Origin of the sequence: Streptomyces avicenniae (assembly GCF_000719135.1) — a bacterium.
In the GTDB taxonomy this organism is placed as follows: Bacteria; Actinomycetota; Actinomycetes; order Streptomycetales; family Streptomycetaceae; genus Streptomyces; species Streptomyces avicenniae.
This window is the reverse complement of record NZ_JOEK01000016.1, coordinates 45,250-69,171: the sequence shown is the minus strand read 5'-3', so window position 1 is coordinate 69,171 and position 23,922 is coordinate 45,250. Positions and strand designations below refer to the sequence as shown.

General features: G+C 73.2%; 27 protein-coding genes. 5 read left to right on the top strand and 22 right to left on the bottom strand.

What is annotated here, in order from left to right; translation table 11 throughout:
* Positions 1–121: 121 nt before the first annotated feature.
* Positions 122–775 carry a class I SAM-dependent DNA methyltransferase gene (locus tag IF27_RS25180; RefSeq protein ID WP_052852071.1) on the top strand — a complete coding sequence of 218 codons (654 nt, stop codon included), beginning with the start codon at positions 122–124 and terminating at the stop codon, positions 773–775.
* Between the two features lie 18 nt (positions 776–793).
* Here the strand turns inward: IF27_RS25180 and IF27_RS25175 are convergent, their stop codons facing one another.
* The 9 genes from IF27_RS25175 to rpsB form a co-directional block, all read right to left on the bottom strand.
* Positions 794–1,861, bottom strand: a complete 1,068-nt coding sequence (locus IF27_RS25175; RefSeq protein WP_052852070.1) for an ABC transporter ATP-binding protein — start codon at positions 1,859–1,861, stop codon at positions 794–796.
* Positions 1,858–3,504: an ABC transporter permease gene (locus IF27_RS25170; RefSeq protein ID WP_052852069.1), complete on the bottom strand. Its 1,647-nt coding sequence runs from the start codon at positions 3,502–3,504 to the stop codon at positions 1,858–1,860. Before IF27_RS25170 ends, IF27_RS25175 begins: the two co-directional genes overlap by 4 nt.
* Entirely contained in the window at positions 3,501–4,574 is a 1,074-nt protein-coding gene (locus IF27_RS25165; RefSeq protein ID WP_052852068.1) for a thiamine ABC transporter substrate-binding protein, read from the bottom strand. Before IF27_RS25165 ends, IF27_RS25170 begins: the two co-directional genes overlap by 4 nt.
* A gap of 231 nt (positions 4,575–4,805) precedes the next feature.
* Complete coding sequence (rlmN, locus tag IF27_RS25160) at positions 4,806–5,915, bottom strand: dual-specificity RNA methyltransferase RlmN (RefSeq protein ID WP_052852067.1); 1,110 nt, start codon at positions 5,913–5,915, stop codon at positions 4,806–4,808.
* 33 nt (positions 5,916–5,948) lie between these two features.
* Positions 5,949–6,905 carry a phosphatidate cytidylyltransferase gene (locus IF27_RS25155; protein ID WP_110946229.1) on the bottom strand — a complete coding sequence of 319 codons (957 nt, stop codon included), beginning with the start codon at positions 6,903–6,905 and terminating at the stop codon, positions 5,949–5,951.
* 64 nt (positions 6,906–6,969) lie between these two features.
* The gene (gene frr, locus IF27_RS25150; RefSeq protein WP_052852065.1) at positions 6,970–7,527 is read right to left on the bottom strand and encodes a ribosome recycling factor; all 558 of its coding nucleotides are present in this window, start codon (positions 7,525–7,527) and stop codon (positions 6,970–6,972) included.
* Between the two features lie 33 nt (positions 7,528–7,560).
* Positions 7,561–8,298, bottom strand: a complete 738-nt coding sequence (gene pyrH / locus IF27_RS25145; protein ID WP_052852064.1) for a UMP kinase — start codon at positions 8,296–8,298, stop codon at positions 7,561–7,563.
* A 200-nt stretch (positions 8,299–8,498) separates the two neighbouring features.
* Positions 8,499–9,335, bottom strand: coding sequence for a translation elongation factor Ts (gene tsf, locus IF27_RS25140; RefSeq protein WP_052852063.1), 837 nt, complete (start codon positions 9,333–9,335; stop codon positions 8,499–8,501).
* 124 nt (positions 9,336–9,459) lie between these two features.
* Positions 9,460–10,371, bottom strand: coding sequence for a 30S ribosomal protein S2 (gene rpsB, locus IF27_RS25135; protein WP_052852062.1), 912 nt, complete (start codon positions 10,369–10,371; stop codon positions 9,460–9,462).
* A gap of 371 nt (positions 10,372–10,742) precedes the next feature.
* Between rpsB and IF27_RS25130 the strand changes: the two genes are divergently transcribed.
* The 4 genes from IF27_RS25130 (at position 10,743) to whiG (ending at position 14,955) form a co-directional block, all read left to right on the top strand.
* Positions 10,743–11,126: a YraN family protein gene (locus IF27_RS25130; protein WP_052852061.1), complete on the top strand. Its 384-nt coding sequence runs from the start codon at positions 10,743–10,745 to the stop codon at positions 11,124–11,126.
* Positions 11,126–12,739, top strand: a complete 1,614-nt coding sequence (locus tag IF27_RS25125) for a YifB family Mg chelatase-like AAA ATPase (RefSeq protein WP_052852060.1) — start codon at positions 11,126–11,128, stop codon at positions 12,737–12,739. Before IF27_RS25130 ends, IF27_RS25125 begins: the two co-directional genes overlap by 1 nt.
* A complete protein-coding gene (gene dprA, locus IF27_RS25120; protein ID WP_420822050.1) occupies positions 12,736–13,947 on the top strand; it encodes a DNA-processing protein DprA in 1,212 nt (403 codons plus the stop codon). The genes IF27_RS25125 and dprA overlap by 4 nt, the downstream gene beginning before the upstream one ends.
* 165 nt (positions 13,948–14,112) lie before the next feature.
* Complete coding sequence (whiG, locus tag IF27_RS25115) at positions 14,113–14,955, top strand: RNA polymerase sigma factor WhiG (RefSeq protein WP_052852059.1); 843 nt, start codon at positions 14,113–14,115, stop codon at positions 14,953–14,955.
* A 24-nt stretch (positions 14,956–14,979) separates the two neighbouring features.
* Here whiG and IF27_RS25110 read toward each other — a convergent pair whose 3' ends face one another.
* From IF27_RS25110 to IF27_RS25045, 13 genes are all read right to left on the bottom strand, one after another.
* On the bottom strand, positions 14,980–15,522 hold the full coding sequence (locus IF27_RS25110; protein WP_052852058.1) for a GNAT family N-acetyltransferase: 543 nt from the start codon (positions 15,520–15,522) through the stop codon (positions 14,980–14,982).
* Between the two features lie 112 nt (positions 15,523–15,634).
* On the bottom strand, positions 15,635–16,237 hold the full coding sequence (locus IF27_RS25105; protein ID WP_110946228.1) for a M23 family metallopeptidase: 603 nt from the start codon (positions 16,235–16,237) through the stop codon (positions 15,635–15,637).
* A 108-nt stretch (positions 16,238–16,345) separates the two neighbouring features.
* Positions 16,346–16,687, bottom strand: a complete 342-nt coding sequence (locus IF27_RS25100) for a DUF2469 domain-containing protein (RefSeq protein ID WP_052852056.1) — start codon at positions 16,685–16,687, stop codon at positions 16,346–16,348.
* Between the two features lie 29 nt (positions 16,688–16,716).
* Entirely contained in the window at positions 16,717–17,463 is a 747-nt protein-coding gene (gene lepB, locus IF27_RS25095) for a signal peptidase I (protein ID WP_052852055.1), read from the bottom strand.
* A gap of 73 nt (positions 17,464–17,536) precedes the next feature.
* A complete protein-coding gene (gene lepB / locus IF27_RS25090) occupies positions 17,537–18,601 on the bottom strand; it encodes a signal peptidase I (protein WP_223291205.1) in 1,065 nt (354 codons plus the stop codon).
* Complete coding sequence (lepB, locus tag IF27_RS25085) at positions 18,492–19,712, bottom strand: signal peptidase I (RefSeq protein WP_223291204.1); 1,221 nt, start codon at positions 19,710–19,712, stop codon at positions 18,492–18,494. Before lepB (IF27_RS25085) ends, lepB (IF27_RS25090) begins: the two co-directional genes overlap by 110 nt.
* Positions 19,705–20,412 (bottom strand): signal peptidase I, encoded by a 708-nt coding sequence (gene lepB / locus IF27_RS25080; protein ID WP_110946226.1) that lies wholly within the window; start codon positions 20,410–20,412, stop codon positions 19,705–19,707. Before lepB (IF27_RS25080) ends, lepB (IF27_RS25085) begins: the two co-directional genes overlap by 8 nt.
* Positions 20,413–20,443: 31 nt before the next feature.
* The gene (gene rplS / locus IF27_RS25070; protein WP_052852052.1) at positions 20,444–20,791 is read right to left on the bottom strand and encodes a 50S ribosomal protein L19; all 348 of its coding nucleotides are present in this window, start codon (positions 20,789–20,791) and stop codon (positions 20,444–20,446) included.
* A gap of 138 nt (positions 20,792–20,929) precedes the next feature.
* A complete protein-coding gene (trmD, locus tag IF27_RS25065) occupies positions 20,930–21,760 on the bottom strand; it encodes a tRNA (guanosine(37)-N1)-methyltransferase TrmD (RefSeq protein WP_052852051.1) in 831 nt (276 codons plus the stop codon).
* The gene (gene rimM / locus IF27_RS25060; protein WP_052852050.1) at positions 21,757–22,323 is read right to left on the bottom strand and encodes a ribosome maturation factor RimM; all 567 of its coding nucleotides are present in this window, start codon (positions 22,321–22,323) and stop codon (positions 21,757–21,759) included. Before rimM ends, trmD begins: the two co-directional genes overlap by 4 nt.
* A 127-nt stretch (positions 22,324–22,450) precedes the next feature.
* Entirely contained in the window at positions 22,451–22,690 is a 240-nt protein-coding gene (locus IF27_RS25055; RefSeq protein WP_052852049.1) for an RNA-binding protein, read from the bottom strand.
* 2 nt (positions 22,691–22,692) lie between these two features.
* Positions 22,693–23,133, bottom strand: a complete 441-nt coding sequence (rpsP, locus tag IF27_RS25050; protein ID WP_052852048.1) for a 30S ribosomal protein S16 — start codon at positions 23,131–23,133, stop codon at positions 22,693–22,695.
* A gap of 149 nt (positions 23,134–23,282) precedes the next feature.
* Entirely contained in the window at positions 23,283–23,882 is a 600-nt protein-coding gene (locus IF27_RS25045; protein ID WP_052852047.1) for a hypothetical protein, read from the bottom strand.
* Positions 23,883–23,922 lie beyond the last annotated feature (40 nt).

The window sequence follows — 23,922 nt, the reverse complement described above, 5'->3', positions numbered from 1 at the left end:
GCGACAACATACGTCGCCACCGCAGGCCCGTACAGACGGAAACTTCCGTCTGGAACAAGCCAGTTGGGACCGTCCGGGGTGGACACCGGTCCGCGCGGCGGGTGGGCTAGAGTGCCGCGCCATGAGCTCACCGGACCGCCTCGACGCCACCCGCGCCTCCTACGACGCCGTCGCCCCCGCGTACGCCGACCGCTTCCGCGACGAGCTGGAGCACAAGCCGTTCGACCGCGCCCTGCTGGCCACCTTCGCCGAACTGGTCACGGCGGCGGGCGGCGGGCCCGTCCTGGACGTCGGCTGCGGCTTCGGGCGGATCACCGGATACCTGGCGAGCCTCGGCCTCGACGTGTCGGGGACGGACCTGTCGCCCGGCATGCTGGCGGCGGCCCGCGAGAGCTTCCCCGCGCTGCGCTTCACCGAGGGGTCGATGACGGCGCTCGACCTGCCGGACGGCGGGCTGGCCGGGCTGACCGCCTGGTACTCGCTGATCCACCTGCCGCCCGAGGACCTGCCCGTGGCCTTCGCCGAGTTCCACCGGGTGCTGGCGCCCGGCGGGCTCGTCCAGATCGCCTTCCAGGTGCGGCCGGAGCCGGTGCACCTCGACACGGCCTTCGGACAGCCCGTTGACCTCGACTACCCGCGCCTGCCGCTGGAGCACGTCGAGGAGACGCTGCGGGCCGCGGGCTTCGTCGTCCTCTCCCGGCTGCTGCGCGCGCCCGACAAGGCCGAGCACTCGCCGCAGGCCATCGTGCTGGCGCACCGCGACCCGGACGTGTGACGCACCCTGTCGGCCATGTCAGCCCGGCAGGACGACGACCTCCGCCGCGTCGAAGCCGACGCCCACGGCCGCCCCCTCGCCAGGCGCCGACCTGAGCGGGCAGGCGGCCTCCAGCTCGCCCCGCGCCCCGCCGCCGACGCACTCCAGCAGCAGGAGCACGTGGTCGCCCCTGAACGTACGGGCGCGCACCACCGCGCGCGGCCCCTCCTCCGGCCCGCCGACGCCGACACGGACCCCGGAGGGCCGTATCAGCAGCCTGTGACGGCCGTCCGGGGTGCCCGGCGGCACCGGCACCGTCCCCCACGGCGTCGCCGCGCCACCGTCCGTGACGTCGGCCTCCGTCACATTGCGGAAGCCGAGGAAGCGGGCGACGAACGCGTCCGCCGGGCGCCGCCACACCTCCACCGGGCTGCCGGTCTGCGCGATGCGGCCGTCGCGCATGATCACCACCCGGTCGGCGAGCGCGAACGCCTCCGCCTGGTCGTGCGTGACCGCGAGCACGGTCGTCCCGAGGTCGCGGAAGAGCTGCCGCAGCTCCACGACGAGCCGGTCCCGCAGGTCACGGTCGAGCTGGCCGAGCGGTTCGTCCAGCATCAGCAGCCGGGGCCGTGGCGCCAGGGAGCGGGCCAGCGCGACGCGCTGCTGCTCGCCGCCGGACAGGGAGCCGACCGCACGGCGCTGCGCCCCGGGGAGCCCGACGAGGTCAAGAAGCTCGGCGACACGTCGTTCCGTCTCCTGCCGGGGGATCTTGTGCATGCGCAGGCCGAACGCGATGTTCCCGCCGACGTCGCGCTGCGGGAACAACTGGTGGTCCTGGAACATCAGGCCGACGCCACGCCGGTGCGCGGGCACCCCCGCCTGGTCGCGCCCGGCCAGCAGGACCGTCCCCGCGCCCACCTCGGTGAGGCCCGCGACGGCCCGCAGCAGCGTGGACTTGCCGCTGCCGCTCGGGCCGAGGACGCACACCGTCTCGTGCTCCGCGACGGCGAGGTCGATGCCGTGCAGCGCGGTGTGCCCGGGCGCGGTGCGGCTGCCGTACGTGACGGTGACGCCGCGCACGTCGAGCAGCGGGGGTGTGGCGGTCATGGGGTCCTCCCGGCCGGGCGTATGCGTTCGAGGGCCAGCAGGGTGAGCGTGCACACCAGCATCAGCACGGCGCTGAGCGCCATGGCCTGGCCGTAGTTGAGGGCGCCAGGGCGGCTCAGGAGCCGCGCGACGGCGACGGGGAGCGTGGGGTTGTCGGCGCGCGCGATGAAGACGGTGGCGCCGAACTCGCCCAGGGACACGGCGAACGCGAAGCCCGCCGCGACCAGCACCGCCCGCCGTACCAGCGGCAGGTCCACCTCGCGCCACACCCGCGCCGGTGACGCGCCGAGCACGGCGGCGGCCTGCCGCAGTCGGTCGTCAACGGCGCGCAGCACGGGCAGCAGGACGCGGACGACGAACGGCACCCCGACGAGCGCCTGCGCGAGCGGCACCAGCGTCCAGGAGGAGCGCAGGTCGAGGGGCGGCTCGTCCAGCGTGACGAGGAAGCCGAAGCCCACCGTCACGGCGGAGGTTCCCAGCGGCAGCATCAGCAGCGCGTCGAAGCCGCGTAGCGTGCGGCCTCCACCGCGCCGGGCAAGCGCGGTGGCGGCCAGCCCTCCGATGACGACGGCGATGAGCGTGGCGATGGCGGCGTAGCGCAGCGAGGTCTCCACGGCCTGCCAGGGCGCGGCGACGAACGTGCCCCCGTCGTCGGAGAACAGCGAGCGGTAGTTGGCGAGGCCGTGGCCGCCGCCGGGCACGGACAGGGACCGTTCGAGCAGCACCGCGAGCGGCAGGACGAGCAGCAGCGCGATGACCGTGAGGACGGCGGCCAGCGCGGCGTGCTCGGCGGCGCCGCGCGGACGGCGGGCGTTGGTCGCCGGGTCCACGAGGCTCAGCGCGGTCTCCGTGCGGCGGGTCAGCAGGGCCTGCGCGCCCAGCAGCACGGCGACGAGTGCGAACTGGAGCAGGGTGAGCACGGCGGCGGTCGGCAGGTCGAGCAGCTGCGCGGTCTGCCGGTATATCTCCACCTCAAGCGTGCCGTTGCGCGGGCCGCCGAGGATCTGCACGACGCCGAAGGACGTGAACGTGAACAGGAAGACCATGACGGCCGCCGACGCGACGGCGGGCATGAGCGCGGGCAGCGTGACGCGCAGCCACGCGGCGCGCCGGGTCGCGCCGAGCATGCGGGCCGCCTCGGCCTGGCCCGGGTCGAGCTGCGACCACAGCCCTCCGACGATGCGGACGACGACCGCGAAGTTGAGCGACGCGTGGGCCAGCAGGATGGCCCACACCGTGTTGTCCAGGCGCACGCCCCACCAGTCGTCGAGCAGCCCGCCGCGCCCCACCACCGCGAGGAACGCGGCGCCCGTCACCACCGTGGGCAGCACGAACGGCACGGTCACCGCCGCGTGCAGCACCTTGCGCCCGGGGAACCGCAGCCGCGCGAACGCCCATGCGGCGGGCAGCCCCACGGCCAGCGTCAGCACGGTGGAGGCCGCGGCCTGCCAGACGGTGAACCACAGCACGTCCGCCGTGTCGCCGTCCCGCAGCACCTCGCCCGCACGCCCGAGCTGCCATGCCCCGCCGTCGCGCAGCCCCTCCCCCACGATCGTGGCCACGGGGTAGAGGAAGAAGACGGCGAGGAACGCGACGGGCGCCGCGAGCAGCGCGAGCCGTACGGCGGTGCCCCGGCCGGTCATCCGAGGACCAGCGAGGTCCACTCGTCGATCCAGCCGTCACGGCCCTCGGCGATGACCGCCGGGTCCATGGTCACCGGGTCGTCCACGGTGACGCCGTAGCGCGTGTACTCCTCGGGCAGCGCCGCGTCGGGCAGCACCGGCGAGACGAACATCTGGAGGGGCATGTCCTCCTGGAAGTCCCGGCCGATCAGGAAGTCGAGCAGCGCCCGGCCGCCCTCGGGGTTCGCGGCGCCCTCCAGCAGCCCGGCGAACTCCATCTGCCGGAAGCACGTCCCGGTGGACACGCCGGTCGGCGCCTCGTCAGGACGCTCCTCGCCGCCGTACACGACACCGGCGGGCGGGCTGGAGGCGTAGGAGACGACCAGCGGCCGGTCCCCGCCCTGGCCGGAGCCGGAGAACCGCTCGTTGTACGCCTGCTCCCAGCCGTCCACGACCTCGACGCCGTTGTCGGCGAGCCGCTGCCAGTAGTCCTGCCAGCCGTCGTCGCCGAAGGTGGAGACGGTGGCGAGGAGGAAGCCGAGGCCGGGCGACGAGGTGGCGGCGTTCTGCACGACGAGCAGGTCGCGGTAGGCGGGGTCGGCGAGGTCGGCGAACGTCTCGGGCGGCGTCAGCCCCTCCTCGGCGAACCAGGCGCGGTCGTAGTTGACGCAGATGTCGCCGGTGTCCACGGGGGTGACGCGGTTCTCGGCGTCCAGGCGCAGGTCCGCCGGGATCGCGTCGAGACCGGCCGCCTCGTACGGGACGAACACGTCCTCGTCCAGCGCGCGGGAGAGCAGGGTGTTGTCCACGCCGAACAGCACGTCCCCCTGCGGGTTGCCCCGGGAGAGGACGGCCTGGTTGACGACGACCCCCGCGTCGCCGCTGCGCAGGACCTCGACGTGGTGGCCGGTCTCCTCCTCGAAGCGGGCCAGGACCTCGTCGGAGACGAGGAACGAGTCGTGGGTGACGAGCGTCACGTCCGCACGGCCGCCGTCGTCCCCGCCGCCGTCCGCCTCGTCGTCGCCGCCCGAGCCACAGGCGGTGACCAGGCCGAGCCCCAGGGCGAGGCCGAATATCGCGGTGCGCTTCATGGTGCTGCTTTCTTCGCGCGGGCGCGCGCGGGCAGCACGAGAGTGGCTCCGAACTTCCTACCCGGCATGACCCGGGCGAGGTTCGAGGGTCTGCGGCCGATGCCGCACTCTCAGCGCTGCGAGCGCTCCCCTGTCGGAAAATCTGCTGGTGTCAGGACACGACGTTCATATCGACGGGCCTGACCCGGCCGCCCACGATAGCAGCAGCCCCGGACGGCGCGCCCGGCCGCGTCACGCCCGCTCGGTCGCCGCGAGCTGCCCGCAGGCCCCGTCGATCTCCTGGCCCCTGGTGTCCCGCACGGTGACCGGCACGCCGTGCGCCTCCAGACCGGCGACGAACGCCCGCTCGTCCTCCGGGCGCGAGGCCGTCCACTTCGAGCCCGGCGTCGGGTTCAGCGGGATCAGGTTCACGTGCGCGCCACGGCCCTTGAGCAGCCGCCCCAGCCGATCGGCGCGCCACGCCTGGTCGTTGATGTCCCGGATCAGCGCGTACTCGATCGAGATGCGGCGGCCCGACCTGTCCGCGTACTCCCAGGCCGCGTCCAGCACCTCGCGGACCTTCCAGCGCGTGTTCACCGGCACCAGGGTGTCGCGCAGCTCGTCGTCCGGCGCGTGCAGCGAGACCGCGAGACGGCAGGAGAAACCCTCGTCGGCCAGCCGCCGCATCGCCGGGACCAGGCCCACCGTCGAGACGGTGATCCCGCGCTGCGACAGGCCGACGCCGTGCGGCGCCTCGTCCGTCAGGCGGCGGATGGCGCCGGTCACGCGCCGGTAGTTGGCCAGCGGCTCGCCCATGCCCATGAAGACGATGTTCGACAGCCGCGCCGGGCCGCCCGGCACCTCGCCGTCGCGCAGGGCGCGCATGCCGTCCACGATCTGGTGCACGATCTCGGCGGTGGACAGGTTCCGGTCGAGGCCCGCCTGCCCGGTCGCGCAGAACGGGCAGTTCATCCCGCAGCCGGCCTGCGAGGAGACGCACATGGTGACCCGGTCCGGGTAGCGCATCAGCACCGACTCGACCATCGTGCCGTCGTGCAGGCGCCACAGCGTCTTGCGGGTGGCCCCGTCGTCGCACGAGAGGTGCCGCACCTCGGTCATCAGCGACGGCAGCAGCGCGTCCGCGAGACGCCCGCGGGCGGCGGCGGGCACGTCCGTCCACTGCGCGGGGTCGGCGGTGAAGCGGCCGAAGTAGTGCCGCGACAACTGCTGCGCGCGGAACGGCTTCTCACCGAGCGCGACGACCGCCTCGCGGCGCTCCTCCGGGGTGAGGTCGGCGAGGTGCCGCGGCGGCTTCTTGGCTCCGCGCGGCGCGATGAACGTCAGCTCTCCAGGTGCAGGCATGGTCCTGCCAGTGTCGCAGATCGGCCGGACGGCTCAGCCCGCGCCGACGAACGCGAGGAACAGCAGCCAGACGACGGGCGCCGTGGGCAGTATCGAGTCCAGCCGGTCCATGATCCCGCCGTGGCCGGGCAGCAGGGAGCCCATGTCCTTGATGCCCAGGTCCCGCTTGATCATGGACTCCCCCAGGTCACCGAGGGTCGCGCTGACCGAGACGCCGAGGCCGAGGACCAGGCCCTGCCACCACGTGCCGCCGTCGATCAGCAGCGGCATGCAGACCGCGCCCGCCACCATCGCGAACAGCAGCGCGCCCGCCAGCCCCTCCCGGGTCTTCCCCGGGCTGATGCGCGGCGCGAGCTTGTGCCGCCCGAACCGCCAGCCGACCGCGTACGCGCCGGTGTCGCTGATCACCGTCAGCAGCAGGAACGTCAGCACGCGCCACGAGCCGTCGTCCGCACTCAGTATCAACGCCACGAACGTGGCCATGAACGGCACGTACAGCGCGACGAAGACCCCGGCCGTCACGTCGCGCAGGTAGTTCTCCGGAGGCCGCAGCATCCGCCACACGAGGACGGCCATGCCGGTCAGCGCCATCGCGATCCAGGCGCCCTCCGACCCGCCGAAGTACCCCGCCACGACCATGGCCGCGCCGCCCACCGCCAGCGGCGGGAGCGGCACATGGATGTTCTTGCGCTCGGCGAACCGCGTGGACAGCTCCCACAGCCCGACGACGACGGCCACCGCTATGACGCCGATGAACGCGGGCTTGTAGACGAAAAGCGCGGCGACCACCACCGCCCCGAGGGCGAGCCCGACCCCGACCGCCGCGCGCAGGTCGCGGCCCGCGCGCTTCCTGGGCTGCTGCTCCGTCATAGGCCGAGTCTGCGCCGCCGGGACCGGTTCGCGCACGGGACCCGCCGGGGCGGGTGGCACGGCCTGGGGCCGTGCGACGTAACCGGTGGCCCGGGGCGGTCCCCAGGATGAATCGTTCACGGGTGGGTGTGTCCTCGTCCTCAGTCGGCGGGCGCGCCGGCCGGGCCGCCCCGGCCGGTCGGGTTCAGACCTCTAGCAGCTCGGATTCCTTGTGCTTGAGCAGCTCGTCCACCTGGGCGACGTACTTCGACGTGGTGTCGTCCAGCTCCTTCTCGCCGCGACGGCCCTCGTCCTCGCCGACCTCGCCGTCCTTGACGGCCTTGTCGATGGCCTCCTTGGCCTTGCGCCGGACGCCACGGATCGAGATCTTGGCGTCCTCACCCTTGGTGCGGGCGACCTTGATGAACTCGCGGCGCCGCTCCTCCGTCAGCTCGGGGAGGACGACACGGATGATGTGGCCGTCGTTCGTCGGGTTGACGCCGAGGTCGGAGTCGCGGATGGCCTGCTCGATGTTGCGCAGCGCCGTCTTGTCGAACGGGGTCACCACCGCCATGCGCGCCTCGGGCACCGAGAACGAGGCGAGCTGCTGGATCGGGGTCTTGGTGCCGTAGTACTCGGCCACGATCTTGTTGAACATCGCCGGGTGCGCACGGCCGGTACGGATCGCGGCCAGGTCGTCCTTGGCGACGCCCACGGCCTTCTCCATCTTCTCCTCGGCTTCGAGGAGGGCTTCTTCGATCACCACGTGCTCCTGGTTCGGTGTGTGGGAGGCGGCTCAGGCCCGGCGGCCCTGGCTGTTGACGAGTGTGCCGATCTTCTCACCCTTTACGGCACGGGCGATATTGCCCTCCGCGAGCAGCTCGAACACCAGGATGGGCAACTGGTTGTCCCGGCACAGGGTGATCGCGGTGGAGTCGGCGACCCGCAGGTCACGGGTGATGACCTCGCCGTAGTCGAGCGCGTCGAACTTGACCGCGTCGGCGTTCTTCGCGGGGTCGGAGTCGTAGACGCCGTCCACGCCGTTCTTCCCCATCAGCAGCGCCTCGGCGTGGATCTCCAGCGCGCGCTGGGCGGCCGTGGTGTCGGTGGAGAAGTACGGCATGCCCATACCGGCGCCGAAGATGACGACCCGGCCCTTCTCCAGATGCCGCACGGCCCGCAGGGGGATGTACGGCTCGGCGACCTGCCCCATCGTGATGGCGGTCTGCACGCGGGAGTCGATGCCCTCCTTCTCCAGGAAGTCCTGGAGCGCGAGGCAGTTCATCACGGTGCCGAGCATGCCCATGTAGTCCGAGCGGGCCCGGTCCATGCCCCGCTGCTGGAGCTCGGCGCCACGGAAGAAGTTGCCGCCGCCGATGACGATCGCGATCTGCGCGCCGTCGCGTACGACGGCGGCGATCTCCCGGGCCATCGTGTGCACGATGTCGGGATCGACACCGAGCCCGCCGCCGCCCGCGAAGGCCTCTCCCGACAGTTTCAGCAGAAAACGCCGCGGTTTGTCGTCCTGGTTCATGGCACTCTCCTCGGGCACACACCAAGGAGGCCACTGCCGGCGGTTCCGTGCGGTTCCGTCCGTGCGGTGGCCTCCTCGTCACAACTACGGTCGTCCCGGCCGGTGCACAGCCTGCGGCCTGACGGACTTCCGCCCGACAATAGCCGGGCGGAGTCCGATCCGTCGCCGACGGCGCGGCGGGCGCGGTGCGAGGCGGCGGGTCAGGCGCCGACGCGGAAGCGGGCGAAGCCCTTGAGCGACACACCGGCCTCGGTCAGGACCTTGGCCACCGTCTTCTTGTTGTCCTTGGCGAACGCCTGCTCCAGCAGGACGTTCTCCTTGAAGAAACCGTTCACCCTGCCCTCGACGATCTTCGGGAGGGCGCCCTCGGGCTTGCCCTCCTCGCGCGCGGTCGCCTCGGCGATGCGGCGCTCGTTCTCGACCGTCTCGGCGGGCACCTCGTCACGGGTCAGGAAGCGCGGGCCGAACGCGGCGACGTGCTGCGCGACGTCCTTGGCGACCTGGGCGTTCTCCTGGTCGAGCTCGACCAGCACGCCGACCTGCGGGGGCAGGTCGGGGCTGGTGCGGTGCAGGTAGGAGGCGACGAAGGCGCCGGAGAACTGCGCGAAGCGGTCGAGGACGATCTTCTCGCCCAGGGTCGCGTTCGCCTCGTCCACGTAGGTCTGCACGGTCTTGCCGGGCTCGATCTCGGAGGCGAGCAGCGCGCCGAGGTCGGCGGGCGAGCTGGCGAAGACGTGCTGGGCGATGGCGTCGGCGACGGCCTGGAACTTGTCACCCTTGGCGACGAAGTCGGTCTCGCACTTCAGCTCGACGAGCACGCCGCGGGTGCTGTCGTCGGCGATGAGGGAGACGACGGCGCCGTTCGAGGCGGTGCGGCTCTCGCGCTTGGCCACGCCCTTCTGGCCCTTGACGCGCAGGATCTCGACGGCCTTGGTGACGTCACCCTCGGCCTCGTCCAGCGCCTTCTTGCAGTCCATCATGCCGGCGCCGGACAGCTCACGGAGCTTCTTGACGTCGGCGGCGGTGAAGTTCGCCATGGTTACTGAATTCTCTTCCGGAAGTCGATCGGATCGCTTGGCACTCGCTCGGCCGGGCGCACGGGGGACGGGCGGAGTGATCCGTCCGTACCCGCCGTGCGCCCGGCCGTCGCTCTGTTCCGCGTCAGGACTGCTCGGCGGGGGCCTGGGCCTCCTCGGCGGCCGGGGCGGCGGCCTCGGCCGCAGGCGCCTCGGCGGCGGGGGCGGCGGCCTCGGCGGCAGGCGCCTCGGCGGCGGGCTGCTCGTCGGCCTGCTTCTCCTCGGCGCGCTCCAGCAGCTCGCGCTCCCACTCGGGCAGCGGCTCACCGGCGGGCTTCTCGCCCTCCTTGGCCTCGGTGGCCACGCCGGAACGGGAGATGAGGCCCTCGGCGACGGCGTCCGCGATCACGCGGGTGAGCAGGGTGACGGAGCGGATCGCGTCGTCGTTGCCCGGGATCTTGTAATCGACCTCGTCGGGGTCGCAGTTGGTGTCCAGGATCGCGACGACCGGGATGTTCAGCTTGCGGGCCTCGCCGACGGCGATGTGCTCCTTCTTGGTGTCCACGATCCAGACGGCGCTGGGCACCTTCTGCATGTCGCGGATACCGCCGAGGGTGCGCTCCAGCTTCGCCTTCTCGCGGGAGAGGACGAGCAGTTCCTTCTTCGTGAGACCGGACGCCGCGACGTCGTCGAAGTCGATGGCCTCCAGCTCCTTGAGGCGCTGGAGCCGCTTGTGGACGGTGGAGAAGTTGGTGAGCATGCCACCCAGCCAGCGCTGGTTGACGTACGGCATCCCGACCCGCGCCGCCTGCTCCGAGATGGCCTGCTGGGCCTGCTTCTTGGTGCCGACGAACATGACCGTGCCGCCGTGCGCGACGGTCTCCTTGACGAACTCGTAGGCGCGGTCGATGTACGACAGCGACTGGAGCAGGTCGATGATGTAGATGCCGTTGCGCTCGGTGAAGATGAAGCGCTTCATCTTCGGGTTCCAACGACGGGTCTGGTGCCCGAAGTGGACGCCGCTCTCCAGCAGCTCCCGCATCGTGACGACGGCCATGGCCGTTCTCCTTGTGACGCTCGGTTGTCAGCGCCGCCCGGTCGGGCGGCGCCCCTGATGCCCCGGCGCGCTGAGCCTGGGAGCCGCCGTGGGGACGAACCGCTCCGAGGACCGAGGTGCGCGGCCACCGAGGCGCCGGAGGCGGTCGGTGACCGACCGGGGGCGCCGGATGGCGGGGCATGCGAGGTCGATCCGGGTCCCCGGATCGCCACCAGAAGTGTACGGGACCGGGAGGACCCGGGGCGACCGAGTGCTCACGCGCGGATCGTCACCCACAGGGGTGACGGAGTTGTCCACAACCTCCGGGTTGTCCACCAAGATCCACTTCTCGCGGCGGACCGGGCCATCGTCGGGGGCGGAGGTGATGCGGGATGAACCGGCGAGACGCGCTGGGCCGCTTCGGGGAGGACGTCGCCGTACGGCGGCTGCGCGAGGCGGGACTGACCGTGCTGGAACGCAACTGGCGCTGCCGCGCGGGCGAGATCGACGTCGTGGCGCGCGACGCGGCGCCGGACGGCGCCCTGGTGATCTGTGAGGTGAAGACGCGCAGGAGCGGTGGTTTCCAGCATCCGATGGCCGCGCTGACGCCGGGGAAGGCGCGGCGGCTGCGGGAGCTGGCCGAGTGGTGGCTGAGCGAGCGGTGGCTGCGGGAGCACGGCGCGCCGCCGTCCGGCGGGGTGCGGATCGACCTGCTGGGCGTCCTGGTGCCACGGCGCGGCGCCCCGGTCGTGGAGCACGTGCGGGGGGTGGCCTGATGACGTTCGCGCGTACCTGCGCCGTGGCGCTGACCGGGGTCGAGGGGGTGGTGGTCGAGGTGCAGGCCGATCTGGAGCCGGGGGTCGCCACGTTCTCGCTGGTCGGGCTCGCCGACCGGTCGCTGACGGAGAGCCGCGACCGCGTCCGCGCGGCCGTGGTCAACTCGGGGACGCCGTGGCCGCAGAAGAAGCTCACCGTGGGGCTGAGCCCGGCGGCCGTGCCGAAGCACGGCAGCGGGTTCGACCTGGCGGTGGCGTGCAGTGTGCTGGCCGCCGCCGAGCGGATCGATCCGCGGAGCATCGCGGAGCTGATGATGATCGGGGAGCTGGGGCTCGACGGGTGGGTGCGGCCGGTGCGCGGTGTGCTGCCCGCCGTGCTGGCGGCGGCGGGCGCGGGCTACCGGCACGTCGTCGTGCCAGAGGCGGCCGTGGCCGAGGCGTCGCTCGTGCCGGAGGTCGCGGTCCTCGGTGTCAGGACGCTGCGGCAGCTCATCGCGGTGCTGGCCGACGAGCCGGTGCCGGAGGAGCCGGACCCGGGCGATCCCGGTGGCCCGCCCGGCGTGCCGGGTGGCGTGGGGTGGGACTGTCCGCCCGCGGCCGGGCTGACGTGGCTGCCGGCGGGCGAGCGGCGGCCCGATCTGGCCGAGGTGGCGGGGCAGCGGGTCGCGCGCCGGGCCCTTGAGGTGGCCGCGGCCGGGCGTCACCACCTGCTGCTGAAGGGGCCGCCCGGCGCGGGCAAGACGCTCCTCGCCGAGCGGCTGCCCGGCATCCTCCCGGCGCTGTCCCGCCGTGAGGCCCTGGAGGTGACGGCCGTCCACTCCGTGTCGGGCGCCCTCACGACGGAACGGCCGCTGATCGAGCGGCCCCCGTACTGCGCTCCGCACCACTCGGCGTCGATGGCGTCCCTGGTCGGCGGCGGCAGCGGGGTGCCCCGTCCGGGCGCCGTCTCCCTGGCGCACCACGGTGTGCTGTTCCTGGACGAGGCGCTGGAGATGAGCGGGCAGGTGCTCGACGCCCTGCGCCAGCCGCTCGAATCGGGGCATGTCGTGGTGGCCAGGGCGGCGGGGGTGGTGCGGATGCCTGCCCGGGTGCTCCTGGTGATGGCGGCCAATCCGTGCCCGTGCGGTCGGCACGGGTCGGCCGTCGGCGGGTGCGAATGCCTCCCGAGCACGGTGCGGCGCTACCGGTCACGGCTGTCGGGGCCGCTGCTGGACCGGATCGACCTGCGGGTGCCGGTCGAGCCGGTCGGCAGGGCGGAGCTGCTGGCGGCGCCCGCAGGGGAGAGCACGGCGACGGTCGCCGCGCGGGTGCTGGCGGCGCGCGAGCGTTCCGGCGCGCGGTACGCGGGGACGCCGTGGTCCGCCAACGGTGAGGTGCCGGGCCATGAGCTGCGGACCCGCTGGGCGCCGCTCCCCGGGGCGCTGCTGCGCGCCGAACAGGACATGGACCGGGGGCTGTTGACGGCCCGGGGGCTCGACCGGGTGCTGCGGGTGGCCTGGACGGTCGCGGACCTGGCCGGTCATGACCGGCCGACTGCCGAGGACGTCGATGCGGCCCTGGAACTGCGGACCGGCGTGCGCCGGGGCGCCGGTGTGGTGGGGAGCCTGCCGTGACCGATCAGGAGGAGCGCGCGTGCGCGGAAGGTGCGCGGGAGGACGGCGTGCGGGAGGGGGACGACGCGCGGCTGGCGCGTGCCGCGCTGACGACGGTCACCGAGCCGGGTGACGAACTGGTGGGGCGCTGGCTCGCGGAGCACGGACCGTGCGACGTGTGGAGCGCGTTGCGTGCGGACCGGCCGCCCGGGGGCGTGTCGGCGGACCGGTGGGCGGGGCTGCGGGCCAGGGCCGCGCGTGCCGACTCCGCGCGGGACCTGGAGCTGGCCGAGCGGGTCGGCGCCCGGTTCGTGTGCCCGGGCGACCGGGAGTGGCCCCGCCAGCTCGACGACCTGGGGGCGGGGAGACCGGTCGGCCTGTGGGTGCGCGGTCCCTGCTCGCTGCGGTTCGTCGCCCTGCGGTCGGTGGCCCTGGTGGGGGCGCGCGCCTGCACCGACTACGGGGCACATGTGGCGGCGGAGCTGGCGGGCGCGCTCGCCGAGCGCGGCTGGACGGTGGTCTCCGGCGCGGCGTACGGGATCGACGGGGCCGCCCATCGCGGGACGCTCGCCCTGGGCGGGGCGACGGTCGCCGTCCTCGCCTGCGGGGTGGACCGCGCCTACCCGGCCGGGCACCAGGACCTCCTCGACCGGGTGGCGGGCTGTGGTCTCGTGGTGGCGGAGCTGCCGCCAGGCGCCCGTCCGACGCGCGGCAGATTCCTTCAGCGGAATCGGGTGATCGCCGCGTTGACCCGGGGCACGGTGGTCGTCGAGGCGGCCCGGCGCAGCGGTTCGCTGGTGACCGCCAGGCGGGCCCGTCTGCTGGGGCGGCACCTGATGGCGGTCCCCGGGCCGGTCACCTCCGGGCTCTCGGCAGGCGCGCACGAACTGATCCGTGAGGGCGCCACGCTGGTGGGCAGCGCCGATGAGGTGATCGAACTGGCCGGGGACATGGGTGAATTGGCGGCCGAGCGGCTGCTTCCCGTGGTGCCGCGTGACCTGTTGGCGCCCGAGACGGGCCAGGTCCTGGAGGCCGTGCCCGCCGGAGGGGCGGCCGGGGTGGCGGCGGTGGCGGTGGCCGCCTGCACCAGCGAGCGGGTGGCGCTCGCCAGGCTGCACGAGCTGCGCTGCCTGGGCTTCGTCGAACGCGTGGGCGATCGCTGGCAGTTGCGCCGTGGGCCGTCCCGACACGCGGAGGGAGGGATTCCTCGGACACACCACCGGGCCTGACACCACCGTGCGGGCAGCGGAACGTATCTGCGCATACCCGATCGACTCCCACGTGCGCAAAGCGACCTGACTGTCACGCTACGCTCACAGGGTTCCGACGCCTCGGCGACAACCTCGTCCTCGCCTCACCCGTCCGCATCCCTGCAGAACGGTTCCAGACCACGTATGCCACAGCACTCCACCGGGCCACGGCACGCGGCTCCGGCCGCGCCCGCCGCGACGGAGGGGGCCGCGCTCGCCCCGGCGCCCTCCGCACTCGACGCACTGTGGCGCTCCTACAAGACCACCGGCGACGAGCGGCTGCGCGAGCAGCTGATCCTGCACTACTCACCGCTGGTCAAGTACGTGGCGGGCCGGGTGAGCGTGGGACTGCCGCCCAACGTCGAGCAGGCCGACTTCGTCTCCTCAGGGGTCTTCGGACTGATCGACGCGATCGAGAAGTTCGACCCAGGCCGCTCCATCAAGTTCGAGACGTACGCGATCACCCGCATCCGCGGGGCGATGATCGACGAACTGCGGGCGCTCGACTGGATCCCGCGGTCGGTCCGGCAGAAGGCGCGGGCGATCGAGCGGGCGTACGCGACGTTGGAGGCGTCCCTGCGGCGCACGCCCTCGGAGTCCGAGGTGGCCGCGGAGATGGACGTCACATTGGAGGAACTGCACGCCGTCTTCAGCCAGTTGTCCCTGGCGAACGTCGTCGCCCTCGAAGAGCTGCTGCACGCGGGCGGCGAGGGCGGCGACCGTCTCAGCCTGATGGACACCCTGGAGGACACCGCCGCCGACAATCCCGTGGAGGTCGCGGAGGACCGCGAGCTGCGGCGGCTGCTCGCCCGCGCGGTCAACACGCTGCCGCACCGGGAGAAGACCGTCGTCACGCTCTACTACTACGAGGGGCTGACCCTCGCGGAGATCGGCGAGGTGCTGGGGGTCACCGAGAGCCGGGTCAGCCAGATCCACACCAAGTCCGTCCTCCAGCTGCGCGCGAAGCTGGCCGACGTGACCGGCTGACCAGGCCCCGCCCACCGCACCGGATCAGGTCAGCAGTTCGCACGGCAGCAGCGACCCCACCCACGCGTCCACCCGCTCCCCCCGGTGGACCAGCCGTCGGCGCAGCACGGCCTCCACCAGGAACCCGGCCTTCTCCGCGACCCGGCGCGAGGCGTCGTTCCCCACCTCGGCGCGCCACTCGACGAGTGCCAGGCCGAGGCCGGTGAACGCCCACCGGCAGACGACGCGGACCGCGGCGGTCGTCACCCCGGCGCCCCGCGCGGAGGGGTCGGCCCAGAAGCCGATCTCGGCCGTGCCGTTCTGTCGTATGTGGAGGCCGACACGCCCGAGGCGCCTCCCGGGACGTTCGGCCGACTCGACCAGGAACTCGGCGCGCGACCCGTCCGTCCAGCCGTCCACGGCGAGCCGTTCGACGAAGTGCGCGGCGTCCTCCCGGCGGTAGGGCGACGGCAGGTCGATGAAGCGCCGCAGCAGCGGGTCGGCCGAGACCTGGTGCAGCCAGTCGATGTCGTCGCTCCTGAAGGGACGCAGCCGTATCGACCCCGCTTCGATCGCCACGGGTTCCATGACGCGACCCTAAGCCACGACCGGTCGGGCACCACCGCCGCCCGGCGTGCGCGGCCACGCGGTGGGGGTGGCCGTGAGCCGGGCGTGCGCCGGGAGGGGTCGCCCGAGCGCATCAGGCGGAGGCGCCGGGCACGGGCACCCCCGTCGTGGGCAGCAGGCGCGACGGCCCGGCGCGCAACAGTCCTGGCCGCAGCAGGGCCAAGGGGTCGAGGTAGGTGCCGTCCCGCGTGGCGCCCCAGTGGAGACAGGGGTCGGCGCAGTGGTGGGGACCGGCGGCGAGCACGCCGAGCGGGGAGCCCGCCTCGACACGGTCCCCCGCCGTCACGGACGGGGTGACCGGTTCGTGGGTGATCCGGACCGGTGGTGTGCCGCTGGCGTCGAGTTCGACCGTGACCACGCCGCGCCCGGCGACCTGCCCGGCGAACGTGACCCGTCCTGCCCCGGCCGCCCGCACCCGCGCCCCGGCGGGGGCGCGCAGGTCCACGCCCCGGTGCCCGGCCCGCCACGGCTCGGGCGGCGGCTCGTACGGACGGTCCACGGCAGGTCTTCGCCCGCCGTCCACGCCCGGCACGGGCCAGAAGGACAGCGGCGTGGACGACGACGGGCCGGACGACGACGGCGCGCCCCCTGGCGGGGCGCCGTGCGGGGGATCAGCGGGCGAAGGGACAGCGAACGCGAGGAACACGGAGAGCAGGGAACCGATCACGGAGTGCATGGAACAAGCCTGCCCCGGGACCGTCACGCGCGGGGACCGCGCGGAGAATCTGTGGACAACCCGCCACCTGTGGACAGCGCCGTCGCCCGTACGGGTGAAGCCGGGCGGTCAGGCGCCGCGACCGCCGTTCCCGCCGAAGCCGGAGTCCTCCGGGAGGTCCAGCTCGCTGCGGTTCAGCTCCTCGATGTTGACGTCCTTGAAGGTCAGGACCCGCACCTGCTTCACGAACCGCGCCGGGCGGTACATGTCCCACACCCAGGCGTCCGCCATCGACACCTCGAAGAACACCTCGCCCTGGACCGAGTGCACCTGCATCTCGTAGTCGTTGGTGAGGTAGAACCGGCGCTCGGTCTCGATCACATAGGTGAAGAGCCCGACCACGTCCCGGTACTCCCGGTAGAGCTTCAGCTCCATATCGGTCTCGTACTTTTCGAGGTCTTCGGCACTCATGGCGTGATCCCCTTCAGCCGTGCGTTACCTCATTGTGCGCCACCGGCGGCACCGGCACGCCGCCGGAGGCCCGTACGGGACGCCCCGCGTGCGAACCGCCCGTACGCGGCGCCCGCGAAGATCAGCACGGCGCCCCCGCCGACCGCCCACACCAGCGGCCACAGCGGCCCCTGACCCGAGATCCCACCGGGCAGCTCCGCGAAACCGGAGGCCCGGGGCAGACCGCCGAACCTGCCGGGCGGCCAGACCGTCGCCTCGACCCGGCCGTCCACCGCGGCACGCGGCACGCTTCCGGCCTGGGTCGCGGTGATGTGGCTGCGCGAGTCGAGCGAGTCCATCCGGTCGTCGCCGAGCACGAACAGCTCGTCCTCGGGGACGGTCACGTCGAACGCCGTGGCCGAGGCGCCGTGGTCCGACCGCACGTACGACTCGGTGACCGGCTCCCCGTTGATCAGCAGGCGCCCCTCGCCGTCGCAGCACGCCACCTGGTCGCCCCCGACCCCCACGACGCGCTTGAGCATCGGGATGTCGCCCCATGTCTCGTCGCGGAAGACCACGACGTCCCCGCGCCGCACGTCGTCCCCGTCGATGCGCTGGGCGAGCACCCGGTCACCGGCCGCCACGGACGGTGCCATCGACCCGGTCGGCACGGTGTACGGCTGGTACAGCAGCGCCCCCAGGACGAAGCCGCCGAGGAACAGCACACACCCCACGGCCACGGCCACCCCCGACACCAGCCGTTCCCGGCGCCCCGCGCCACCCGCCGCACCCCGCATCAGGTCCCCTCCGGTTCCCCCGGCGATCCGCCGCCGGGCCGCAGGAGACCCTACCGAGGGCCACGTGCCCGGGTCAGCCCCGCGTGCCGGAGTCCTCCCCGCCGCGACCGCCGTCACCGTCGGCGTCACCGACGCCGTCCGCGACGTCCACGGCCGCGCCCTCGGCCGCGCCGAGCATCCGGCGGCGTCGCCACAGGACCAGCGGGACCGCTCCCGCGAGACCGACCGCGCCCGGCGCGACCGCACCGGCAGCGTCGCTCACCGAGCCGAACGTGTCCGGCACCGACAGCACGCTCCACCGCGTCACCGGCCAGGCGACGACGACGGCACGCCCGACGACGTCGTCCTCCGAGACGGTCCCGCCGCCCTCCAGGTTCTGGTGGTAGCGGGAGTCGAGCGAGTTCTGCCGGTGGTCGCCCATCACCCACAGCCGCCCCTCCGGGACGGTGAGCGGGCCGAACGGCTGGTCGTCGCACGGGGTGTTGCCGGGGAACAGGTAGGCGCTCTCGTCCAGGGCCTGCCCGTTGACGACGACCTGGCCGCCCTGCTGGCACTCCACGGTGTCCCCGCCGACGGCGATCACCCGCTTGATCAGGTCCTGGTCCTCGTCGGACGGCATCAGGCCGATCCAGCTGAGCCCGGTCCGCAGCGCCGAGCCGATGCCGCCCTCGTCCGCCGGGCCGTCGTCGAGCCAGCCGCCCGGGTCGTGGAAGACGACGACCTCGCCGCGCTCCGGCTCCGAGCCGAACCACGGCGTCAGCTTGTCCACGAGCACGCGGTCGCCGCGTTGCAGCGTGTCCTGCATGGACAGCGACGGGATGGAGAACGCCTGGACGAGGAACGTCTTGATGATCAGCGCCAGGACGATCGCGATGCCGATCAGGAGCGGCAGTTCCTTCCAGAACGACCGCTGCTTGGCCGCCTTCCGCCCGTGACGGCCGCCGCCTGCCGCCGCGGTCCCGTCGTCGTCCGCCGGGCCGCCGGGCCCGTCCGCGTCAGGCGCCGCGGGGAAGTCCCCCGCGCCCGGGTCAGGGGCGGCGGCCTCCCGGGCCGTGTCGCCGCCGCTCGCTTCCCCCCGCGCCGAGGCGCCGTCCTGACGGGGGGATCCCTCGTCGGATGCTCCGCCGCCCGGCGTCACCGGCCGGTCGTCCCCGGGCTCGCCCGCACCCGCTCGCGCATCCACCGCCACATCCCCCACATCCGCTCCTCACGCTCCGCTCCAGCCCGATCCGCCTCCGCGACAGGCCCACCACTCCCATAACGAGCGGGAGTTCCGCAGGGATCGGGAGTGACGCCATCTCGTTCGCGCCGACCGTCGCCACCGGCCCCGCGCGGGCCGAGGCCGCGCCGGCGCCCGGTTCGGGGACGTCGGCGAACGGGTCGCCGTCGCCGAGCCCCCGCCAGTGGGAGAACGGCCACGCGATCACGACCGCCCGGCCCACGAGAAGGTCAACGGGTACCGTACCCTGCCCCTCCTCGTCGAGGTGGTAGCGGGAATCCGACGAGTTCGACCGGTGGTCGCCGAGGACGAATATCCGCCCCTGCGGCACGGTCACCTCGAACGTGATCTGCGAGGGCGCGTCACCCGGATGGAGATACGGCTCGTCGAGCGGCGCGCCGTTGACCGTGATCCGCCCGGAACTGTCGCAGCAGACCACGGTGTCGCCGCCGAGCCCGATGACGCGCTTGATCAGGTCCTGGTCGTCGGCCGACGGCAGCAGCCCGATCCACGTCAGCGCGTCCCGCACCTGCCGGACGCCCACCGGGGATTCGTCCTGCTCGACCGGCTCCCCGTGCAGCCAGCCGCCCGGGTCGCGGAAGACGACGACGTCGCCGCGCTCCGGCTTCCAGCCGAACCAGGGCGTCAGCTTGTCCACGAGCACCCGGTCGTTGATCCGTATCGTCTGCTCCATCGAGCCGCTGGGGATGACGAAGGCCTGCACGAGGAACGACTTCAGCACCAGCGCGATCAGCAGCGCCGTGCCGACGAGCAGCGGTATCTCCCGTGTGGCGCGCAGCCGTCGGCGCCGCTTGATGCGCTTGGCCGCGCGCCGTCGGTCCGCGCGGCCCTCGCCGGGACCGCGCAACGTGGTGCGCGGTTCGTCGGGCACGGCACCGGCCGCGTCGTGGCGTGCCCGGCCGCCCCCGGCACGCCGGTGGCCGCCCGCCCCGTGCCGTGCGCGCGGGGCACCGCCCGCGGCGCGCTCCTCGTCCCGGCCCGCGTACGGCTCCCGGTCCTGGTCACTCATGCCCCGAGTCCACCGATCCCCAGCGGCCGACCGGCCACGCGATCCCCTCGACCCGTCCGACGACCCGGTTCACCGGAACCGTGCCGCCCCCGGGCGAGCCGAGGTACTGGCGGGAGTCCGCGGAGTCGGAGCGATGGTCGCCCATCACCCACAAGCGTCCCTCTGGCACCTCGATGTCAAACCTGACCTCGGACGGGGCGTCGCCCGGGTGGAGGTAGGGCTCGTCCAGCGCCTCGCCGTTCACCTCGATCCGCCCTTCGGCGTCACAGCAGCTGACCCGGTCACCGCCGACGCCGATCACCCGCTTCACGAAGTCGGTCTCGGACGGCTCGGCGAGCCCGACCGCGGCGGCGGCGCCGTGCAGCAGGCCGAGCAGCGGCCCACGGTCCTGCGGCGGGGCGGCTGCGGTGAACGAGCCCGCGCCGTCGAAGACGATGACGTCCCCGCGCCGCACCGGATCGCCGAACCGGTACGCCAGCTTGTTCACGAGCACCCGGTCGCCGACGCGCAGCGTGTCCTCCATGGAGCCACTGGGGATACGGAAGGGCTGGACGATCCAGGAGCTGACCGACCAGGTGACGACCACGGTCGCGACGAAGGCCACCGTCCACGAACGCACGGAGCGCGACCGCCACCACCCGCCCTCGGGAGGGCGGGAGGCGGGATCGCGCTCCGGGGGCCGTGCGTCGGTTTCCGTCACGCCGTGATGGTAACCGGACGAGGGCGGCGGCTCAGTTGTCGCGCTTCTCCTTGATCTTGGCCGCCTTGCCCCGCAGGTTGCGCAGGTAGTACAGCTTCGCGCGGCGGACGGCGCCGCGCGTGACGACCTCGATCTTCTCCACGACCGGCGTGTGGACCGGGAAGGTACGCTCCACGCCGACGCCGAAGCTCACCTTGCGGACGGTGAAGGTCTCCCGGACGCCGGAGCCCTGGCGGCGGATGACGACACCCTTGAACTGCTGCACACGGGAGCGGTTGCCCTCGATGACGCGGACGTGCACGTTGACCGTGTCGCCGGGGCGGAAGCCCGGGATGTCGTCGCGCTTGGACGCGGAATCGACGCTGTCCAGGAGATTCATGACCTGCTGCTCTCTTCGCCGGTGCCACAGGTCATCGGCGGTACGTGGTGTGGTGGTGTGACGCGGGCCCGTTCCACGGGCGGGCGGCGTTCCCCCTGTGGCAGGGTCGCGCGCCGTGTGGAGTCCGGGGCCGGCGGCCTATTCTTCCACGGGCCGGGACGAGCGCCCAAATCGGCCGTCGTGGCCCTGCTCCCAGCCGAGTTCCGCGAGGGTGGCCAGGTCGTGCTTGTCGAGGGCGGCCGGGTCGGCGCGCTCGACCAGGTCGGGCCGGTTCGCGCTCGTGCGGCGCAGCGCCTCGTCACGCCGCCAGCGGCCGATCCGGCCGTGGTGACCGCTGACGAGGACCTCGGGCACCTCGCGCCCGCGCCACACGGGCGGCTTCGTGTAGACAGGCCCCTCCAGCAGCCCGGCCATCGCGCCGGGGGCGAACGAGTCGTCGCGGTGCGACTCCGCGTTGCCGAGCACGCCGGGCAGCAGCCGGGCGACGGCCTCGACCATGACGAGGACGGGCGCCTCGCCCCCGGCCAGCACGTAGTCCCCCACGGACACCTCGCGGACGTCGCAGCGGGCCGCGTAGTCCTCGATGACGCGGCGGTCGATGCCCTCGTAGCGGGCGGGGGTGAAGACGAGCCAGGGACACGCGGCCAGCTCGACGGCCAGCTCCTGCGTGAACGGCCGTCCGCTCGGGGTCGGCACGACGAGAACGGGGCCGGGGCCGCCGTCCGCGCACTCGGCCGCCCCCGAGGCCAGGACGGCGTCCAGCGCCTCGCCCCAGGGCTCGGGCTTCATCACCATGCCGGGGCCGCCGCCGTAGGGGGTGTCGTCCACGGTGTGGTGCCGGTCGTGGGTCCACTCCCGCAGGTCGTGGACGCGCACGTCGAGCTGCCCGCGGGCACGTGCCTTGCCGACGAGGGAGACGTTCAGCGGTTCCAGGTACTCGGGGAAGATCGTGACGACGTCGATCCTCACCGGGACTCCTGCCCGTCCTGCCCGTCCGCGTCGGTGCCGCCGTCCCCGTCGGGCACGTCCTCCAGCAGTCCGGGCGGCGGAGCGACGACGACGCGGCGCTCCCGTACGTCCACCTCGGGCACGATCTCGGTGACGAAGGGGATCATCACCTCGCCACCGCCGGGCCGGACGACGATCAGGAGGTCCTGGCTCGGCAGGTGCGCGACCTCGCGCACGGCGCCGACGGGCTCCCCCGCCGTCGTGACCACGTCGAGGCCGACGAGCTGATGGTCGTAGAACTCCTCGGGATCGTCCGGAAGTTCGTCCGGATCGACGTCGGCGAGCAGCAGGATGTTGCGCAGGGCCTCGGCGCCGGTGCGGTCGGTCACACCGGCGAAGCGCAGCAGCAGCCGGCCGCTGTGGACGCGGCCGCTCTCGATGGTCAGCGGCCCCGCGGTCCCCGGCTCGGTGGCGAGCACGCTGCCCGGCGCGAGCCGCAGCTCGGGCTCGTCGGTGCGTAGCTCGACGGACACCTCGCCCTTGATGCCATGCGCGCGGCCGATGCGCGCGACGACCAGTTCCACTGCCTTGTCCCCACTCCTCGTTCGGTGACCGCCGGGGCCGCCTGCCTGGCCGGGCCGGTCGTGGACGTCACGAAGGGCCGGGGGCGACTGTCCGTCCCCGGCCCTTCGCGTGCTGCCTTGCGCGTCCTCAGCGGATGTCGTCCGCGTCAACGAGGTCCACGCGGATGCCCTTCCCGCCGAGCGCGCCCACGACCGTGCGCAGCGACCGGGCGGTACGGCCGTTGCGGCCGATGACCTTGCCGAGGTCGTCAGGATGCACCCGGACTTCGAGCGTACGCCCGCGGCGCAGGGTGCGGGAGGCGACCTGGACCTCGTCGGGGTGATCGACGATGCCCTTCACCAGGTGTTCCAGGGCCTCTTCGAGCATCCTCAGCCCTCGGTCGGCGCGGCCGGGGCCTCGGCGGCCTCGGCGTCGGCCTTCTTCTCGGCCTTCTTCTTCGGGGTGATGGCCTCGCCACGGGCCTCACCGCCGCCGGTCGCCTTCGCGGCGGCCTCGAAGACGGCGCGCTTGTCGGGCTTCGGCTCGGCCACCTGGAGCGGCGGCGGGGCCGGGAGGCCCTTGAACTGCTGCCAGTCGCCGGTGGCCTTGAGGATGGCCACGACGGGCTCGGTCGGCTGCGCGCCGACACCGAGCCAGTACTGGACGCGCTCCGAGTCCACCTCGATGCGCGACGGGTTCTGCACCGGGTGGTACAGGCCCAGCTCCTCGATGGCGCGACCGTCCCGGCGGGTGCGGGAGTCGGCGACGACGATGCGGTAGTGGGGCGAGCGGATCTTGCCCAGTCGCTTCAGCTTGATCTTGACGGCCACGGAAGTGGTCTCTCCTGCATGTTGACGTGGTGGGCCTCAGCCGGTCTCCGCGTGGGGATGCGGCGCCACGGGCCCGATGGACGCGCCAGCCGGAGGAGAGAGGGTCCTGTGCGGCTGTCGAGTTCAGCCGCCCATTGTGCCACAGGACCTCAGTGGGGTGCCGACGCGGTCAGCGCCTCCACGATCTGGAACGGCTTCTTGCACGCTCCGCAGACGATGGGCGCCTGGGCCAGCACGGAAGGGACGACGCGGACGTTGCGTCCGCACTCGCAGACCGCCTTGACGCGGACGCCGCCCCCCGAGGAGCCGTGCCGCGCGGCCGGGCCGCGGAAACTTCGCTTGGTGTCGGTGGCCGTGGCCACGTTGTGCGCCTTGAGGGCGCGGGTCAGCCGCTCCGCCGTGGGTCGGTAGCGGCGGCGGGTCTCGGGGGTCATGGCGACGAGCGAGAACCCACTGCTCGGGTGGGGGTCCTCGACGTGCTCAAGGCCCAGCTCCTCGGCGATCGCGAGGAAACGCCGGTTGTGGTAGCGCCCGGCGCGGGAGGTGTCGCGGACACCCCGCGCCGCGGCGATGCCGTGCACGGCCTCGTGCAACAGCCTTTCGAAGGAGAGTTCGGATCCGCAGGCGGACGACGACTCTCCGATCAGGGACTCGGGGGCGGCCAGGTCCGGCAGCTCCGGGTGGTGCCGTTGAATGTCGGCCCACGCGTGCGCCAGCTCGGCGGCGAGAACTGGTGGTGTCGTGCTCACGTCGTACCTAACGAGCGAGTCCCCCGGGGTGTTCCGATTC